This is a genomic window from Pseudooceanicola sediminis, assembly GCF_003575965.1.
Lineage (GTDB): Bacteria > Pseudomonadota > Alphaproteobacteria > Rhodobacterales > Rhodobacteraceae > Pseudooceanicola > Pseudooceanicola sediminis.
Map to the genome: position 1 here is coordinate 131,355 of NZ_QWJJ01000010.1, position 18,084 is coordinate 149,438.

Below are 18,084 nucleotides of genomic sequence, written 5' to 3' on the forward strand. Positions count from 1 at the left end.
CCCCGCCTGCGGCTCCCCCGGGGTATTTTCCCGCCAGATGAGGACGAGCCTGCCAACGCGATTCAGGATAACACTGACCCTGGTCTCCCTGTCATCTGGCGGGAAAATACCCCGGGGGGAGTCGGCATGGCCGACGGGGGGCAGAGCCCCCTTTCTTCACACCAGGGTATCGTAATCCGAGACAAGCAGGTGCAGCGCCTCCTCGTCTTCATCGACGCTTGAAAACCGGCCGATAGGCGCTTCGAAGATATTGTCGGTGCGATCGTCATTCACGGTCGAAACCTCGCCGATGCAGACTCGTCCACCATCCCCCCAGAAAGCATGCCAGACATCCGGCGTCAGCGTCACGCTTTCACCAGGATGCAAGGCCAGCAACCCGCCGGCCGACATCCTGCGCCATAGACCGTCGGTCATCACATCGAACTCCGCCTCGCGGTCGATACTGCCATCAGGGGCCGCCTTGAACAGCTCAAGCACCAGCACCCCGCCACCGCGGTTGATGATATCCTCGGTCTTCACGATATGGCGGTGCATGGGCGAGATCTGGTCTTGCGCTGAAATGAGCAGCTTTTCAGCATAGACGCGACCACCACCGGCTTTTCCCAGGTCCGACGCGTCGCCGTTGCGCAGGGTGAACAGGAACAGCCCCAGGGCATCGTAGTCGCCATTGCCGTAATCGGTGACATCCCACCCCAGACCCGCATCCAGGATCAGGGCTGCGTCGGCCTTGCGATCCCGCATTTCCGCCGGGCTCCAATAGGCGAAGGGTGGCATGACAAAGCCGTGCTGGCGAAAGAAGGCGTCGCCTTCGCGAATGAGCTCGTTGATATCAGATCGCAGCATGGGGGGTATCCTGGCCATAAATGTTTGCGCTCACCTAATACGCCCACATCCCCCTTGACCAGTCCCTCTCAGCGCTTTCGCCTCTGGCTCTTCGCCCTGCCGCATGAGAAAAGCCCCCAAGCCCCGCAAGGAGAGAGAGACCCGATGTTCACCGCCACCCTGCTTACCAGCCCAGAGGCGCGCACGCTCGACACCGCGCTGATCACCTCCCTGAGAAATGCCTGGGGCGGCGGCGAGATCACCGTCCTCGCAGATGCCGAGGCGGTCGAATTCCCCCTCGTCAATTTCCCGGACAATTTCCAGGCCGTCTGGGCCGACCTGCAGGCCCGGCGCGTTGACCTCTGCCTCCAACCCACCGAGGGACGCCGCAAGAAGATGCTGCTCGCCGACATGGATTCGACGATGATCCAGCAGGAATGCATAGACGAGCTGGCAGACGAGGCAGGCGTCGGGGCACGCGTCAAGGATATCACCGCCCGCGCGATGAACGGAGAGCTGGATTTCGACGGCGCCCTCACCGAACGTGTCGGCCTGCTCAGGGGCCTGCCCGTCTCCGTCATCGACCGCGTTCTCGACACCCGCATCACCCTGATGCCCGGCGGACCCGCCCTGCTGGCCACGATGAAGGCGAACGGCGCCTACTGCGCTCTCGTCTCCGGTGGCTTCACGGCCTTTACCGCCCGCATCGCCGCCACCCTCGGCTTCGACGAAAACCGCGCCAATACGCTGCTGACCGAAGGCGACCGCCTCTCGGGTCAGGTCGCCCGCCCGATCCTCGGACGCCAGGCAAAGGTCCAGGCGCTCGACGAGATCACGGCCCGCCTCGGCCTCACCGATGCCGACGTGCTCGCGGTCGGTGACGGCGCCAACGACCTCGGCATGCTGACCCGTGCCGGTGCGGGCGTCGCTCTGCATGCCAAACCCTCGGTTGCTGCCGAATGCGACCTGCGCATCAACTTCGGCGACCTGACTGCGCTGCTCTACCTCCAGGGCTACGCCAGGGCCGACTTCGCCGGCTGATGCGCACCGCGCGGCCCGTGCCTGCCACCACCCTGCCCGTTTCCCTGTTCCAAATATCCCCGCCGGAGGCTTCGGGCAGCCCCGGCTGCCCGAAAACCCCTCGCTCCCGGCCGCCTGCACACCGAAATGCCCCGGTCAGGATTGCGGCACGACCCTGCGCCGCGTAACCCTGACACCCGAACCGACCGCTGCGAAGGACCGCGCTGATGCCGACCGAAACCACGATCACCAGCCCCGACCTCTCCGTCACCCTCAGCGACCTCGGCGCGGAACTGCAAAGCATCACGACCGCGGCCGGGGATGCGCTGCTGTGGCATGGCGATCCGGCGTTCTGGGGCGGGCGTGCCCCGATCCTGTTCCCCATCGTCGGGCGCGGACCGAACGACCGGATTGCCGTCAACGGGCAAGAGGCCGCGATGCGCCAGCACGGATTCGCCCGACACAGCACCTTCCAGCTGGTCGAGGTCACGCCCGACCGCTGCGTCTACGCGTTGAACGACAGTGCAGAAAGCCGGGCCGTCTACCCCTTTGCCTTCCGGCTGACGCTGACCTACCACCTCATCGGCCCGACCCTTTCGGTGACGGCCGAGGTGACGAATGCCAGCGAAACCGCCATGCCCTTCGGCCTCGGCTTTCACCCCGCCTTTGCCTGGCCGCTGCCCGGTGCGGGCAAGGCCGCGCATCGCATCACCCTGGCCAACGGCGCCGAACCCGCCCTGGCCCGGCTGGTCGACGGTCACCTGGCCCCCGAACGCAGCGCCTCGCCGTTTGACGCCGGGGTCCTGCCCCTGCACCCCGACCTGTTCGATGCCGATGCGCTGATCTTTCCAGGCGGCGCCGGCGACGCGCTGAGCTATCGCGCCCCGGACAGCGCCGCGCCGGCCCTGCACTTCACCTTTTCCAACACCCCCAACCTGGGCATCTGGTCAAAACCCGGCGCGCCCTTCGTGTGCATCGAACCCTGGCATGGCATGGCCGCGCGTACCGGCGACGGCCCCGAAATTGCCGACCGCCCGCACACCACCATCCTTGCGCCGGGCAAGACCGCATCCTTCGGATATGCGCTCAGGGTGGAGTGATCCCGCTCACCGCCCCGCCTCCCCCTAGACCCCGACGGCGAATCCTCTAAATACCCAAAGACCGCAATTGCCGCTCCGACCCCCGTGCCTGATCTCGCCGTGGTGCCGGCCCCGGCCTTGCAATTGAAGTTACTGGAGGAGCCGAGATGAGGATTCTTTTCACGGGCGGCGCGGGCAAGGCCGGTCGCCATGCCGTCGCATACCTCGTCGCGCAGGGCCACCGGGTCCTCAACGTCGATCGCACGCCGCTGGACATGCCCGGTGTCGACAACCGGATCATCGACGTCACCGACGCCGGCCAGGTCTATGACGTGATGATGAGCTATGCCGCCCCGGACGAACTCGAATCCGGCGACGGCATGCCCAGGTTCGACGCCGTGGTGCATTTCGCCGCCATCCCCCGCGTCATGATCACCTCCGACAACGAATGCTTCCGCATCAATACGCTGGGCACCTACAACATCATCGATGCCGCGCTCAAGTTCGGCATCCGCAAGGTCATCTTCGCCTCCTCCGAAACCACCTATGGCATCTGCTTCACCGATGGCGAACGCCGCCCCGCCTACCTCCCGATAGACGAGGACCACCCGACCGAGCCCGAAGACAGCTACGCCATGTCCAAGGTCGTGAACGAGGCGACGGCCCGTGCCTTTCAGCAGCGCAGCGGCTTCGACATCTACGGCCTGCGCATCAACAACGTGATCGAGCCGGACGAATACAAGACCAATTTCCCCGCCTATTTCGCCGACCCCGCCCTGCGGCTGCGCAACATCTTTGCCTATATCGACGCCCGCGACCTCGGGCAGATGGTCGAGTGCTGCCTCAGGACCGACGGCCTGGGCTACCAGGTCTTCAACGTCTCGAACGACGATCACTCCGTGGCCGAAACCTCTTCCGAGCTGATTGCCCGCTTCTACGACGATGTCCCCGTCAGAGGCACGCTCGGCGAGACGCAGACCTTCTATTCCAACGCGCGCGCCAAGCAGCTCGTCGGCTTTCAGCCCCGTCATTCCTGGCGCGACGTTCTGGACGATCCGAAATCGGCCTGACCTCGCGATCCCTGCCAGCAGAACAGAAAAAGCCCCGGCATCGAACCGGGGCTTTTTGCCTTGGCGGCGGCTGTCGCTGCACCGCTCGGTTACCGTTCGGATACCGTCAAGATACCGACGTCGGAAATACGTGATTTCAAAGGCTTACTCGCCGTAGGGGATCCACACCGATTTCACCTCGGTCGCCGCGTCCAAAAAGGCACGTCCCTCGCCCTCCGCCGCGAACCAATCACGTGCGCGCCCGTCGTTCACCCAGGTCCGCTTCAGGTTCGTCGCACTCTCCGCCTCGATGACACCGCTGACATCGGATGACGAAAACGACCAGACGGCATCGACGTCCATATGTGACGCCATGACCGGGGCCAGTTCGGCGTGACTGCCCGTCAGGATATTGACCACACCGCCCGGAAGATCAGATGTATCAAGCACTTGGTAAAAGTCAGTCGCGCTCAGCGGCCCATGTTCGCTGGCCACCAGAACCACCCGGTTGCCCATGGCGATCGCCGGCGCCATCACCGAGATCAACCCCAGCAACGGGGCCTCGTCCGGGCAAAGCGCACCGATCACGCCCACGGGTTCGCGCATCGCCAGCGCGGTGCCCCGCATGGGAACGGCGCGCACGTCGCCGCCGAACTTGTCCGCCCAGGCAGCATAGGTGAACAACCGCGACACCGCTGCCGCCACCTCGTCAGCGCCCGTTTTTCCACCATTCAAATCATTGATCCGGCTCGAAAATTCTGCCCCACGCGCCTCAAGGTTCTCGGCGATGTAGTACAGGATCTGCGCCCGCAGATGCCCCGTGGCCGCCGACCAGCCCCTGGCCCCGCGCGCCGCCTCGACCGCATTGCGCAGATCCTTGCGATTGGCGATCCCGACCTGCCCCAGAACCTTGCCGCCCTTGCCGAAAACGGGGCGGACATAGCCTCCGTCCGGCCGCGCCTGCTTGCCTCCGACATACAGCTTCGCGGTACGATCCAGACCCTCGGTCGCAGCCCCCTCTCCGGAAAACTTGTCGAGCTTTTTCAGAGGCTTCGACTTCAGGATCGGTCGCGTATAAGCGCTCAGCCCTTCCCATCCGCCTTCCCGGCCAAAGCCGCTCTCGCGCACTCCGCCAAAGCCGACCGCGGCATCGAACATGTTGGTCCCGTTGATCCAGACGACCCCCGCCACCAGCTTCGGCGCAACATCCAGTGCCAGGTTGATGTTCTCGCTCCACAGCGTCGCGGCCAGGCCATACCGCGTGTCATTGGCCACAGCGACCGCCTCCTCCGGCGTCCGAAAGGTCGTCGCAACCAGAACCGGCCCGAAAATCTCTTCCTGCATCAAGGGGTTGGCGCTCTCCAACCCGGTGATCAGGGTCGGCGGATAATAGCAGCCCGCCGGCATGTCGCAGGCTGGCTGATAGATCTCGCCATCGCTACTCGCAACCATTCCGCGAATACGCTCATGCTGCACGGGATCGACAATGGCCCCGACATCGATGCACTTGTCCATCGGATCGCCGACGCGCAATTTATCCATGCGCGCCCGCACCTTGGCATAAAAGGTCTCGGCAATTCCTTCCTGCACCAGCAGGCGCGATCCGGCACAGCACACCTGCCCGCCATTGAACCAGATCGCATCGACCAGCCCCTCGACCGCGCTGTCCAGATCCGCATCCTCGAACACGATATAGGGGCTCTTGCCGCCCAGCTCCAGCGTCAGCGATTTCCCCGAACCCGCTGTCGCGACACGGATTTTCCGACCGACCTCGGTCGAGCCGGTAAACGCCACCTTGTCCACGCCGGCATGAGACACCACCATTTCGCCCACGGCCCCATCGCCGGTCACGATGTTCACGACACCCTTCGGCACTCCGGCCTGCACGCAGATCTCGGCAAACAGCAAGGCGGTCAGCGATGTATACTCGGCCGGCTTCAACACCACCGCGTTTCCCATCGCCAGCGCCGGCGCAACCTTCCACGCCAGCATCAGCAAGGGAAAGTTCCACGGGATCACCTGACCACAGACCCCAACCGCCTCACGCCCCGGCAGCTCGGCCTGCATCAGCTGCGCCATCCCGGCATGATAGTAGAAATGCCGATGAACCAGAGGGATATCAATGTCGCGGCTCTCGCGAATGGGCTTGCCGTTGTCCAGCGTCTCCAGCACAGCAAACAACCGCGCATTCTTCTGGACCAGGCGCGCCAGCGCATACATCACGCGCGCCCGACCATGCCCGCCCAGCTTGGCCCACTTGCCCTGTGCCGCCTGCGCCGCCGCCACAGCCTCATCCACATCCCCTTGGGACGCTTGCGAAATCTCCGCCAGGGCGTCTCCGCTCGCCGGGTTGCGCGTGGCAAACAGGGCCGCCGGCTTGGTAAACCGACCGTCGATGAAATGGCCGAAACGCCCGTCGTGCGCTGCGATCCACGCCATCGCCTCGGCCGCCGATTCCGGCGCGGGTCCATAGTCCATCGTCTCGAAAATCTCGCTCACACCCATGCCCCTAGCTCCGCCCTGCCCAGGTTTCCCTGTCATAAATATCCAAATCCCGGCCTATCCGGCAGCATGCCGCCAGCTGGCCGAATAGGCGCCGGTCACATGATGCTCCAGCTGCCGCTCGATATCGCCCAGCAAGGATGACGCGCCAAATCGGAACAGGTCCGGGCGCAGCCAGCGGTCGCCAAGCTCTTCCTTGATCAGGCTCAGATAAACCAGCGAATCCTTCGCCTTGGAGATCCCTCCAGCGGGCTTGTAGCCGACACGGATACCCGTCCGCTCGTAATATTCCCGGATCGCCCGGATCATGACCAGAGACACCGGCAAGGTTGCATTGACGCTTTCCTTGCCCGTCGACGTCTTGATGAAATCGGCCCCCGCCATCATGCAAACAAGGCTGGCACGCGCGACATTGCGCAGCGATCCCAGTTCGCCCGTGGCCAGGATCGCCTTGACATGCGCCTCGCCGCAAGCTGCACGAAAGGCCTTCATCTCGTCATACAGCGCCTGCCAGTTACCGCTCAGCACATGCCGCCGTGAAATCACGATATCGATCTCGGCGGCGCCCTCGCTCACGCTTTCGCCGATTTCCGCCAGCCGCAGATGAAACGGCGACAACCCGGCAGGAAAGCCTGTCGACACGGCCGCCACGGGGATGCCCGACCGCTTCAGGGCCTTTACCGCAGCCGGGACCATGTCGTGATAGACGCAGACGGCGCCGGTCGTCAGCCCCTGCATGCCCAAGGCGTCCAGCAGATCGCGCCGCACCGGTTGCCTGGCCTTGGCACACAGACGGCGCACGCGGCCCTCGGTGTCGTCTCCGGCCAGTGTGGTCAGGTCGATACACGAAATCGCCCGGCACAACCAAGCGGCCTGATAGTCTTTCTTGACGCTGCGCCGACCCGGCAGGCTGGCCGCGCGGCGCTCGATGGCAGATCGGTTCGCCTGCGCACTCCGGACCCAGTCCATATCCAGCGGCATGCCAGGGTTGCGCGGCTCTATCGCCTGCGGAAGCTGCGAGGACACCACCATTCTGTCCGCCTGTTCGGTCTGCATGAATCCTCCATCCGTCGTCCGGCCGCGTATCAGGGCACAACCGTCGCGTCGCCCCGAAAGACCCTTGGTTCACTGGCCTTTGTTCACTGGCCTTTGTTCACTGGGCCTCGCCATTGTCAGGGCAGACTTTCACACGGCGCGCAGGATCGTGCAAGGCAACCGACACCTGGCTGGCGTTGCGTCAGTCGCTTGCGACAAAGGTCCGGGCCAGGGCGCGAAATCCCTCGCGCACCAACGCCGCGTCCATCGTTTCCGTCACCGGCACGTACAACCCGCGAAGCGCTGCGAGGTAGGCATGTGCCAGCGGCCCCTGCCCGATCAACACCGCCTGCTGGCCCAGCCACAGCCGTTTCGCCGCGGCCATTTCGGCCCCCAGCAGCGCCGCCAACCGCGCCCCCGGCCCGGTGGCCTCGGCCAACTGAAAGGGCAGACGTTCGGCCAGCGACATTGCTTCATCCAGCCCCTCCGGCACCGCCGCCTCGCACCCGAGCGCGATGGCCAATTGCCCCGTGGCGCTGGCCTGCACGTGAATGGCCTCGCCCGCGCTCAGCGTCACCCACAACGTTCGTTCGGATTGCACGATCAGGGCAACCCCGTCCCAATAGGGGTTGAGCGTCTGGAACCCCAGCAGCCGAAGCCGCTCGCCCGAGGTCATCTGCCCCAGCCCGGGCAGGCACAGCCCGTCAGCTCCGCGATGCAAGTCCTCCGGGCACAGCTTGCCGGGTATCTTGTGGGCGGGCAGGCCAGTTGCGCCGACGATCAGCCGGTGCTCCGTTGCCACGCCCTGCGGAGCGCATTCCCCCTCAGGGCCCCAGTGCCGATTTTCGTCGATTTCGATGCCAAGCCATTCCATACCCAACGGGATAGGCCCGCCCGCCGCCGCGGTCAATCACCGGGCCGCACCGGAAATGATCCCGGCGACATGAGGCGAGGTTCGACCTAACCAAGGTACCGGCGCAGTGCCTCTGGCGGATCAGCCAGCATCTGACCCGCCTCGGCCGGAGGATATGCGTGACCGTCATCGACCAGCATGATGTCTTGCGCGATGCGGCGCGCATCCGCCGGATCGTGGCTGACCATCAACAGGGTGACACCGGTTTCATCCACGAGATCGGACACCAGATCCAGCATTTCCGCCCGCAATGCGGGGCCAAGCGCGGCAAAGGGTTCGTCCAGCAGCAGCAGCGGGCGGTTCTGTACCAAAATCCTCGCCAACGCCGCCCGGCTTTGCTGCCCGCCCGACAGTGCAGCCGGCGTGCGCCCGCCCATGCCGCCAAGCCCGACACGCTGCAAGGCATCCTCGACCCGCGCCCGATCCTGCTCGGACAGGCGCAGCGATGGCGCGATCCCAAGGCCAATATTGCGCGCGATATCAAGGTGAGGAAACAGGTTTCCGTCCTGAAACAGCATCGAGATGGGGCGTTTGCCCGGCGCGACACCGTCCAGCGGGCGTCCCTGCCACACCACCTGGCCAGAGGTCTGCCTGAAGAACCCCGCGATGGTCGACAACAATGTCGACTTGCCCGCACCTGACGGGCCGATCACCGCCACCTTTCGGCCCGTCGCGACGGCAAGATCAGCCCGGAGACGGAAATCATCCTGCCGGATGTCCACGGCCCTCAACTCAAGCATTCGATTTGCCTCCACCCTGATCGAACAGCCAGAAGATGCCGAAACTCAGCGCCATCAGGATTAACCCGCAACTTGCTGCCGCCTCGGTGCGGTATGCCCCCATCAGGCGAAACATCAACAGCGGCAGCGTCTGCCGATCCGCGCTGCCGAACAGCGTGATGACGCCCAGATCCCCCATGGACAGCGCTGCGGCCAGCCCGGCGGCAAACCCGATCGGCGCGCGCAGGCGCGGCAGCAGCAGCCAACGCAACCGCGCCAGACCCCGCAGCGCCAATGTATCGGCAAGGCGCCCGAAATCGGCCTCGACCCGGACATATGCAGGTGCCAGAACGCGCAGCGAAAAGGGCAACGCCATCAGAGTATTCACCAAAACCGTCACCGGCAGGGCAAGCCGCCCCGGCACGATCACCGGGTTCAGGATCAGAAAATAGCCTGTTCCCAGAACCAGCGGTGACAAGGCAAGCGGCAACAGGCCGATACCCTGCACGACGCGGCTTTGCGCCGCCGACAGTGCAAGCGCGACGATCACCGTGGTCAGCGCCGACAACAGAGATACAATCAGAGAATTGGCGATCGCGGGCCAAAGCCCCGGAGGCAGATCACCAAACCCAGACAGACCGGCCAGCGCCACAGCCACCAGCGGACCGACCAGAAACGCACCGGCTGCGATCAGCCCCAGAACGTCGGCCAGCCGCCGCCAACCACCGGGGCTGTCCCATCGCGGCAAGGCGCGATCCAGCCCGGTGCCGCTGCCATCCATCCGCGTGACAAGCAGTGCCAAGATGGCGGCAGCCGCGACAAGGGCCGTCTGCATCAAGGCCAGCACCGCGGCGCGACCCAGATCGAAATCGAACATGAACGCCTGGTAGATCCCGAGTTCCACCGTGGTGGCGCGCGGACCGCCGCCCAGAATCAGCGCCACCGCGAAACTGGCAAGGCAGATCGCGAAAATCGCTGCCAACGCGCCCGGAACGACCTGCCGCAGCATCGGCCATTCCAACAGGCGAAACACTCCGCCGGGGGACAGATCCAGCTGCGCAGCGAGGCGGAACCGCTCAGACGGGATTCCCTGCCAGCCTTGCAGGATCATGCGTACCGCCAGCGGCATGTTGAAAAACACATGGGCCAGGACAACACCGTGCAGCCCGTAGATCCGCCAGGGACCGAGGCCGACCTGGGCGGCGAGCGTATTCAGCAGGCCGTGCGCGCCGAAGATCGCCAGCAACCCCATAACTGCGACGACCACGGGCAGGATGAACGGTGCGCCCGTCAGCGCCACCATCATCCGCCGCCCCGGAAATCGCCGCCGCGCCAGGGCCCGCGCCACCGGCAACGCCAGAAAAACGGAAAACAGCGCAGAGAGCGACGCCTGCGTCAGCGTGAAGCGCAGGGCAGCCCAATCGGACGGGCCGGGCAGCACACCGCCCCCGGCCCGAAGAAAGATCGCCAACAGCGGCACCCCAAGCAAGGTCAGGAGCAGCGCCGCCGCCAGATATCCCAGGCTGCGTCCTATTGCGACAGGGCGTTGCGCCACTCTTCCAGCGCCCCGCTCCTTGCGGCCTCGGCCTGATCCGGCGCCATCAGCAAGGCCTTGCCCGGCGCGACGATCTGCTCGAACGCCTCGGGTAGTCCACCCGCCGGCATGACCGCCGGGTACATCCAGTTCGTCGTCGGCAGAATACCTTGTGCGGTTTCCTCGACCAGAAAGGCCAGAAAGCGGTCTGCCAGCTCAGATTGGTCGGAACTGGCAACTTTGGCCGCCACTTCGATCTGCGTATAATTGCCCTCGTCGAACGCCACTGCCTGCTTCGAGGAATCGTCCTCGGCAATGACGTGGTAGGCGGGCGACGTGGTATAGCTCAGCACCATGTCGGCCTCTCCATCCAGAAACATGCCGTAAGCCTCGGACCAGCCGGGGGTCACGGTCACGATATTGTCGGCCAGCGCCTCCCATATCTCCGGCGCTTCGTCGCCATAGGCTGCCTTGACCCACATCAGCAGGCCCAGACCGGGGGTCGAGCTGCGGGGATCTTCGATCACGATGGTGGTGTCGCTGTCGGCCAACGCGCGGAACGATGTCGGGTGATCCTCTCCGGCATTGCCGACAAAGGCGAAATACCCCCAGTCGTAGGGCACGAAGGTCTTGTCGCTCCATGCGACCGGCAAATCATAGGCCGCGTCGACATCGGTCTCTGCAAAAAGGCCGGTCGCCCTGGCCTGGGCGATCAGGCTGGTGTCCAGACCCAACACCACGTCGGCCTCGGTGCGCTCACCCTCCAACCGGATGCGCGACAGCAACGCAGCGCCATCGCCGGCCGCTGTAAAGACCACATCGCAGCCGCACTTGGTCTCAAACGCCTTTTCGATGGCCGGGCCGGGGCCCCATTCGGGAACGAAACTGTCGTAGGTATAGACGTTCAGAACGGGAGTCTGCGCCGCCGCTTGCGTGGCCAACAGACAACCCGCAACAAATCCAAGATGCTTCATGGCATCCATCCTTACTGTTACGGGCGGAGAAAGATTGGCGACGCTGAGCCGCCCGACCTTCCCTCCGCCGGTTTTAACCGGATCAGGTTCGACGGGTTCGCATCATTGCATCTCAGCCCTTGCAGGCACCCCGAGGTGGCCCCGACACTAGGGCGCAGTCGGCACAGGCGCAAGAGGCGCAGATACTGCCCGAGATCGGCTCTTTCGTGTCCGACCATGTGAAATGCCAGCCTGCGCGGAATTGCGTGTCTTTGCGCATTGGGGTAACCCGGCGACAAAGCCGCCCGGAGAGCCTCATGTCGATCAACAGTTTCGGTCACCTGTTCCGTGTCACGACCTGGGGCGAAAGCCACGGGCCCTCCCTTGGGGCGACGGTCGATGGCTGCCCGCCGGGCATCGACGTCGACCCGGAACTGCTGCAATACTGGCTGGATCAGCGCAAACCCGGCCAATCGAAATACACCACCCAGCGGCGCGAGGCTGACGAGGTCGAGATCCTGTCAGGCGTATTCGAGGGCAAGACCACCGGCACCCCGGTGCAACTCATGATCCGCAACACCGATCAGCGGTCCAAGGATTACGGTGATATCGCAGAAAAGTTTCGTCCCGGTCATGCCGATATCACGTACTGGCTGAAATACGGCATCCGCGACTATCGCGGTGGCGGGCGCTCCTCGGCCCGCGAAACGGCGGCGCGCGTTGCCGCAGGCGGGCTGGCCCGCGCGGCGCTGGCAACGCTGGCGCCCGAAGTGCAGATCCGTGGCTACATGACCCGGATTGGCCCGCACGGCATTGACCGCGAACGCTTCGATGCCGCCCAGATCAGCGAAAATCCGTTCTTTTGCCCCGATGCTGACGCCGCAGACAGCTGGGCCGACTACCTCGACGGTCTGCGCAAATCCGGCAACTCGGTTGGCGCGGTGATCGAAGTTGTTGCCAAAGGGGTGCCCGCCGGCCTTGGTGCCCCGGTCTATGGCAAGCTCGACACCGATCTTGCCGCCGCGATGATGTCGATCAATGCGGTCAAGGGCGTGGAAATCGGCGAGGGCATGAACGCCGCCTGCCTGACCGGCGAGGAGAACGCCGACGAGATTTTCCTTGGCAACGACGGCAAGCCGATGTTTTCCTCGAACCACGCGGGCGGGATCCTCGGGGGGATATCCTCGGGTCAGGACATCGTGGTGCGTTTCGCGGTCAAACCGACGTCATCCATCCTGAAAACCCGCCAGACCATCACCAAATCCGGCGAAGCGACCGAGATCATCACCAAGGGCCGGCATGACCCCTGCGTCGGTATCCGCGCCGTGCCGGTAGGCGAGGCGATGATGGCCTGCGTGATCCTCGATCATCTGCTGTTGCATCGCGGCCAGGTCGGGGATGCCGGCGGTAAAATCGGCTGATATGCTGTCGATCCTCGCCATTACATTTCCGATCTTTGCCTTGGTCGGACTTGGGTATGTGCTGACCCGGATCGAGGTCTTTGACCTGCGCGACATGACGGCCCTGGGCAATTTCGTGATGTATCTTGCGCTGCCGTCGTTGCTGTTCCGGGCGACCGCAACGCAGCCGTTTCAGGATCTGATCGACCCAGGTTTCTTTCTGGCCATGCTCTGCGCCGGGTTGGGGACGCAACTGCTGATGTGGATCACGCTGCGCCTGCGCGGCCTTGGACCTGCGCGCCGCGCGGTCGGTGTACTTGGCACCGCGACACCGAATTCGGCCTTTCTCGCCTTTCCCATCATGCAATCGGTCTATCCGGATTACGCACCCTCGATCCTCGCGATGTGCCTGCTGGTGGAAAACTTCTTTCTAAACCCCATCGGCCTGACCCTGATCGAAGCCGCCAATCCGCGCGAGCGGAGCACCCCATTGCACACCATCGCCATCATTGCCTGGTCCGTCATACGCCGTCCGATGATTTCCGGTCTGATCCTTGGCGCAGTCGTCTCACTCCTGGGTATTCCCCTGCCCTATCCAGCGGATCGCGCCCTCGAATTGCTCAGCTATGCAGCGTCGCCGATTGCGCTGTTCTTTATCGGTGGCTCGCTGGTTGGATTACCCATGCAGGGCAACCTGAGGCTTGCGGTCGTGATTTCGGCGTTCAAACTTCTGGTGCATCCGCTTGTCGCATTCGGCATCCTGTCGGCCTTTGTCGTCCTTGGCTTTCCTGTACCCAAAGGCGACATGGCCATTGCCCTGATCCTGTCGACCGCCATGCCGATTTTCGGTGTATTTCCGCTGCTGACCCAGAATACCGAGCATTCAGGCGCAGCGGCGCTCTCTGTCATGATCTCGACCGTGGCGGCATTTTTCACCCTGACTGCCTTGATGTCCTTTCTCGTCTGACCGGGTAGCTGCGCCTACCCGGCGGAACCGATCTTCGCGATTTGTTAACTCTCCTGCGCCAACTCTGGGAATGGGTGGCAGTACAGGAGGTTAACTTTTGGCACATTCAGGGAAACATGGCGCCTTCCAGCGCCACTCTGGCGTCCTGCACGATCGGCTTGTTCCGGCAGCGCGCAAAAGAGCCGCCCAAGTCAGGATATTGCCCCAGTCAGAGATGCAAATCGGTCTGCTGGGCCTCAGCCTCGCGCTGGTCGCGATGATTTCGGGTGGGTTTGGGTTGTCGTCAGGTTGGTTCGGGGCACCGCCACCGGCACTGACGGAACGGTCGACACATCTGCCGATGGCATCGTCAAAGGCCAGACTTTTCGAGGAAGGTATTGCACTCGAAGCACATCTTTTGCAGCGCGACGCGTCTGCAAGATAGCCTATGCCATCGCATAGGTCCTAACCGGCCCTGGCCGCTGCCGTCGCAATTGACAGAAGACCCCTTATCTTTTCTTCGCCGGTGTCTGCGACGATACGGCCAAGCTCCTCGTCGCCTTTCAGCACGACGAGAGTTCCGTGGCGGGGTATACGCATTCGAGTAGCAAATTGCGCCCGTCCATAAGTATCCCAGTCCGCGTCGATGAAGGTGACAAGCCGCACATCAGCCGCGTTTTCAGCCTTAAGCTTTTCCAGCACGCGGGTCTGCGCGGCACATGTTGCGCACCAACTTGCCTTGAACGTCAGGAAGACCGTCGCCCCCTTTCGCAAGTGTTCGGCAAGGACACCCGGTTTGAATGTCAGGGCATCACGTCCAGTTTCAGCTCTCCCCCGCAGGGGCGACACCGCCGCAAAAGCGGAGCTGATGGCAAGAAAGTCGCGCCGGATCATCATGTTACCGTCCACTCAGACAGACCCAGATTGCAGCAGGCGGTCCAAGCCCGCCCCTTACGTTGCACTGTGAATTCTATCGTCAGTCTGGTGACAATGCATCCGTTTTGCCGCGCACCCCGGGGTTTCGGCAAAGTCAGGCTTGTGGCGAATGCCCGGCTTGTCTCAGGTTATCGGTCGTTGCTTGGAAAGCTGGACCGCCAGAATGCCCGCTGCCACGATTGCCACGCCCACCAGATCCAGCGGGCCGATCGCCTCGCCCAGCACCAGCGCAGCGACCAGAACACCAAAGAATGGATTCAAAAAGTGAAAGGTCGCGGCCTTAACCGCTCCGATCCGGTTCACCAGGGTAAACCAGACCCAGGTCGCCCCGATACCCGGGACCAGCACCGTATAAGCAAAGGCGCCCAGCAATCCGGGGCTCCAATTCACGTGCCACTCTTCGAATGCGACGGCGGCTATGCCCAGACAGGCTGCTCCGACCAGCATTTGCAGCCCCACGACCATCATCACATTGCCACCGCCGGAGGCGCCGCGCGCACTTAGCGTCGCCACGCTGAGCGCGGCCGTGCCGATGACGCAGAGGAACAGCCCGAACAGGTCGGCACCGGCACCGATCCGCGTGCCCATGATAAGACCGGCGCCGATAATTCCCAGGAAAAGCCCCAGTATGGCAAGAGGTTTCAACTTGTCCCCCAGCACCAGCCAGCCGAACAGCCCCACCATCAGCGGCATGGTCGAAGCGAGGATCGAGGCAAGAGATGCTTCGATCCACTGCATCGCGATAAAGAAAAGCCCGAGGTAGAGCGCATTCTGACAGACGCCGAAGATTATCGTCGCGCGCCACTGCGACCGGGATAACTTCAGGTTCTGGCCCATGGACTTGGCAAGGGCGATGGCAATCAGCCCCGAGATCAGGAACCGCAATGCAAGGGAGGTCATTGGCGGCGCATGAGCCACGATGATCCGCGCAGACGTAAATGCGCTCGACCACATGAAGGCAAAGGCGAGCCCCATGAAAATGGCTTTGATGTCCATGCGAACTCCTGTCTGAACCGGGAACAGGTGCCCGGACATTCCGGCGCGACGTAAACAGAATTGCGCGATGGAAGGAAGGGTCGGCACCGCCAATCTGTACATGCAAGCAGTGCGAGGCGGAGGGCGGTCACCTGGTTAGGCGGCAACGATATTCCCAAGTTAAATCAAGTCATTGCACCGCGACAAAAATAGAAAAGGCCGCCCCAGGGCAGCCTTTTCTTATGTCAGTATCGTAAATCCGATATGCGGATCAGGCAGAGCTTAGCCGTTCACGCTGTCTTTGAGAGCTTTCGCAATGGTCATCTTGACCACCTTGTCAGCTTCTTTCTTGATCTGCTCGCCCGTTGCGGGGTTGCGGACCATGCGCTCGGGGCGCTCCCGGCAATAGATCTTGCCAACGCCGGGCAGGGTCACTGCGCCGCCTTCGGACACTTCTTTGGTGATGATTGCAACTACAGCATCCAAAGCGGCAGAAGCGGTTTTCTTATCTTCGCCCATTTCGTCGGCCAGAGCGGCCACAAGCTGGGTCTTGGTCATCGGCTTTGCCATTTGATGGTCTCCTTTTACTGCCCGATGTCTTGGGCCTCGTGCGCCGCATATAACCGGATGTAGAGGACAGACACAACAAATAGCGTATATTTTCTTGGCTTTTTTGACAGTCGCCAGTCATTCCGGCAATGCTCCGCCACATGTCATAAAAAGGCAGTTTCGTCGAAGCTTCTCAACTTGCGGCTGTGCAACCGTTCAAGTGGCATGTCCCGCAGGCTTTCCATGGCCCGAATACCGATCATGAGATGGCGTGCAACCTGTGTTTTATAGAAATCACTGGCCATTCCGGGCAGTTTCAGCTCGCCGTGCAGCGGCTTGTCGGAAATGCAGAGCAAGGTGCCGTAGGGCACGCGGAACCGGAACCCGTTTGCGGCGATCGTTGCACTTTCCATATCCAGGGCAACGGCGCGCGATTGCGACAGCCGCTGTACCGGGCCACGCTGATCCCGCAGCTCCCAGTTCCGGTTGTCCAGGCTGGCGACGGTGCCGGTGCGCATGATACGTTTCAGATCATACCCTTCCAATTCCGTAACTTTTTCAACGGCTTCCTCCAGCGCGACCTGGATTTCGGCCAGCGCCGGGATCGGGACCCACACCGGCAGGTCATCATCCAGAACCTTGTCCTCGCGCAGGTAGGCATGGGCCAGAACAAAATCGCCCAGCGTCTGGCTGTTGCGCAGCCCGGCACAATGGCCGACCATGATCCAGGCATGCGGACGCAGAACCGCAATGTGGTCGGTCGCTGTCTTTGCATTGGACGGACCGACACCGATATTCACCAGCGTGATCCCTGCTCCACCGGGGCGCTTGAGGTGATAGGTCGGCATCTGGGGGGTCTTGGTCGTGTCCGGTATGATCCCATCCGCATCCGTGATTTCCACGTTACCGGTGCTGACGAAACTGGTGTATCCACTGTCCGGATCGGCCAGCATCCTGCGCGCGAAGGCTTCGAATTCGCTGACGTAGAACTGGTAGTTCGTGAACAGAACGTGATTCTGGAAATGCGCCGGGTCCGTGGCCGTGTAGTGGGTGAGTCGGGCCAGCGAATAATCGACACGCTGGGCGGTAAAGGGTGCCAGCGGCTCTACACCATCAGCACCGACAACATTGGTACCATTGACGATATCATCATTGGTCGTTGTCAGGTCGGGTACATCGAAGACGTCGCGCAACGTGAAAGAGGCAGCGCCTTCGTGGGGTACCGTGACACTGTCATCCGCAGCGACGGCAAAATGGACGGGCATCGGCGTCGAGGAGGCACCGACGACGACCTCGACACCGTAATTCTTGATCAGTTGGCCGATTTGCTGAACCAGATAGTGCCGGAACAGGGCGGGTCGGGTGATCGTGGCCGCATGGGTTCCGGGCGCGGAAACGTGACCAAAGCTCAGACGGCTGTCGATCTTTGCGAAACTCGTCGTGGTGATACGCACTTCGGGATAAAAGGCGCGCACGCGGCATTCGGGTTGACCATCCATCATCGCCGAAATGAAATGGGCCCGCAGAAAACTGGTCGCCTGTTCGTAAAGATCGCACAGGCGGTCGACCGCCTGTTCAGCGTCGGCGAAGGATTCAGCGGCGCAAACGTCCGGGCTCAGGATGCTCTCGGTCATTCAAAACTCCTTTCCGCC

16 protein-coding genes and 1 riboswitch are annotated in these 18,084 nt (G+C 63.0%); of the genes, 5 read left to right on the forward strand and 11 right to left on the reverse strand.

What is annotated here, in order from left to right:
- Positions 1-156: 156 nt before the first annotated feature.
- The gene (locus tag DL237_RS12755; RefSeq protein ID WP_119399446.1) at positions 157-843 is read right to left on the reverse strand and encodes a D-lyxose/D-mannose family sugar isomerase; all 687 of its coding nucleotides are present in this window, start codon (positions 841-843) and stop codon (positions 157-159) included.
- Positions 844-987: 144 nt separating this feature from the next.
- Here DL237_RS12755 and serB point away from each other — a divergent pair, with 144 nt between their 5' ends.
- From serB to DL237_RS12770, 3 genes are all read left to right on the forward strand, one after another.
- Complete coding sequence (gene serB, locus DL237_RS12760; RefSeq protein ID WP_119399447.1) at positions 988-1,863, forward strand: phosphoserine phosphatase SerB; 876 nt, start codon at positions 988-990, stop codon at positions 1,861-1,863.
- 206 nt (positions 1,864-2,069) lie between these two features.
- Positions 2,070-2,942, forward strand: a complete 873-nt coding sequence (locus tag DL237_RS12765) for an aldose 1-epimerase family protein (RefSeq protein ID WP_119399448.1) — start codon at positions 2,070-2,072, stop codon at positions 2,940-2,942.
- 146 nt (positions 2,943-3,088) lie between these two features.
- On the forward strand, positions 3,089-3,991 hold the full coding sequence (locus DL237_RS12770) for an NAD-dependent epimerase/dehydratase family protein (RefSeq protein ID WP_119399449.1): 903 nt from the start codon (positions 3,089-3,091) through the stop codon (positions 3,989-3,991).
- Positions 3,992-4,135: 144 nt separating this feature from the next.
- On the opposite strand, the gene DL237_RS12775 is transcribed toward DL237_RS12770, so the two are convergent.
- The 6 genes from DL237_RS12775 to thiB all read right to left on the reverse strand — a co-directional run bounded on the left by DL237_RS12775 (position 4,136) and on the right by thiB (position 11,647).
- Positions 4,136-6,475: an aldehyde dehydrogenase family protein gene (locus DL237_RS12775; protein ID WP_119399450.1), complete on the reverse strand. Its 2,340-nt coding sequence runs from the start codon at positions 6,473-6,475 to the stop codon at positions 4,136-4,138.
- Positions 6,476-6,529: 54 nt separating this feature from the next.
- Positions 6,530-7,528, reverse strand: coding sequence for a deoxyribose-phosphate aldolase (gene deoC / locus DL237_RS12780; protein WP_119399451.1), 999 nt, complete (start codon positions 7,526-7,528; stop codon positions 6,530-6,532).
- 181 nt (positions 7,529-7,709) lie between these two features.
- Entirely contained in the window at positions 7,710-8,309 is a 600-nt protein-coding gene (locus DL237_RS12785; RefSeq protein WP_147405345.1) for a 2-dehydro-3-deoxygalactonokinase, read from the reverse strand.
- Between the two features lie 158 nt (positions 8,310-8,467).
- A complete protein-coding gene (locus tag DL237_RS12790; protein WP_119399453.1) occupies positions 8,468-9,160 on the reverse strand; it encodes a thiamine ABC transporter ATP-binding protein in 693 nt (230 codons plus the stop codon).
- Positions 9,153-10,694: a thiamine/thiamine pyrophosphate ABC transporter permease ThiP gene (locus DL237_RS12795; RefSeq protein ID WP_233544983.1), complete on the reverse strand. Its 1,542-nt coding sequence runs from the start codon at positions 10,692-10,694 to the stop codon at positions 9,153-9,155. Before DL237_RS12795 ends, DL237_RS12790 begins: the two co-directional genes overlap by 8 nt.
- Positions 10,670-11,647 (reverse strand): thiamine ABC transporter substrate binding subunit, encoded by a 978-nt coding sequence (gene thiB, locus DL237_RS12800; RefSeq protein ID WP_119399454.1) that lies wholly within the window; start codon positions 11,645-11,647, stop codon positions 10,670-10,672. The genes DL237_RS12795 and thiB overlap by 25 nt, the downstream gene beginning before the upstream one ends.
- Before the next feature lie 42 nt (positions 11,648-11,689).
- Positions 11,690-11,790: riboswitch (TPP riboswitch) on the reverse strand.
- Between the two features lie 153 nt (positions 11,791-11,943).
- Between thiB and aroC the strand changes: the two genes are divergently transcribed.
- Both aroC and DL237_RS12810 read left to right on the forward strand, forming a co-directional pair.
- Complete coding sequence (aroC, locus tag DL237_RS12805; protein WP_119399455.1) at positions 11,944-13,047, forward strand: chorismate synthase; 1,104 nt, start codon at positions 11,944-11,946, stop codon at positions 13,045-13,047.
- Between the two features lies 1 nt (position 13,048).
- The gene (locus DL237_RS12810; protein WP_158585637.1) at positions 13,049-13,993 is read left to right on the forward strand and encodes an AEC family transporter; all 945 of its coding nucleotides are present in this window, start codon (positions 13,049-13,051) and stop codon (positions 13,991-13,993) included.
- Positions 13,994-14,437: 444 nt separating this feature from the next.
- Here the strand turns inward: DL237_RS12810 and DL237_RS12820 are convergent, their stop codons facing one another.
- From DL237_RS12820 to DL237_RS12835, 4 genes are all read right to left on the reverse strand, one after another.
- A complete protein-coding gene (locus tag DL237_RS12820) occupies positions 14,438-14,869 on the reverse strand; it encodes a thioredoxin family protein (RefSeq protein WP_321186045.1) in 432 nt (143 codons plus the stop codon).
- 162 nt (positions 14,870-15,031) lie between these two features.
- On the reverse strand, positions 15,032-15,904 hold the full coding sequence (locus DL237_RS12825; protein WP_119399458.1) for a DMT family transporter: 873 nt from the start codon (positions 15,902-15,904) through the stop codon (positions 15,032-15,034).
- A gap of 261 nt (positions 15,905-16,165) precedes the next feature.
- A complete protein-coding gene (locus DL237_RS12830) occupies positions 16,166-16,453 on the reverse strand; it encodes an HU family DNA-binding protein (protein ID WP_119399459.1) in 288 nt (95 codons plus the stop codon).
- Positions 16,454-16,596: 143 nt separating this feature from the next.
- Positions 16,597-18,066, reverse strand: coding sequence for an AMP nucleosidase (locus DL237_RS12835; protein WP_119399460.1), 1,470 nt, complete (start codon positions 18,064-18,066; stop codon positions 16,597-16,599).
- Positions 18,067-18,084: the final 18 nt, after the last annotated feature.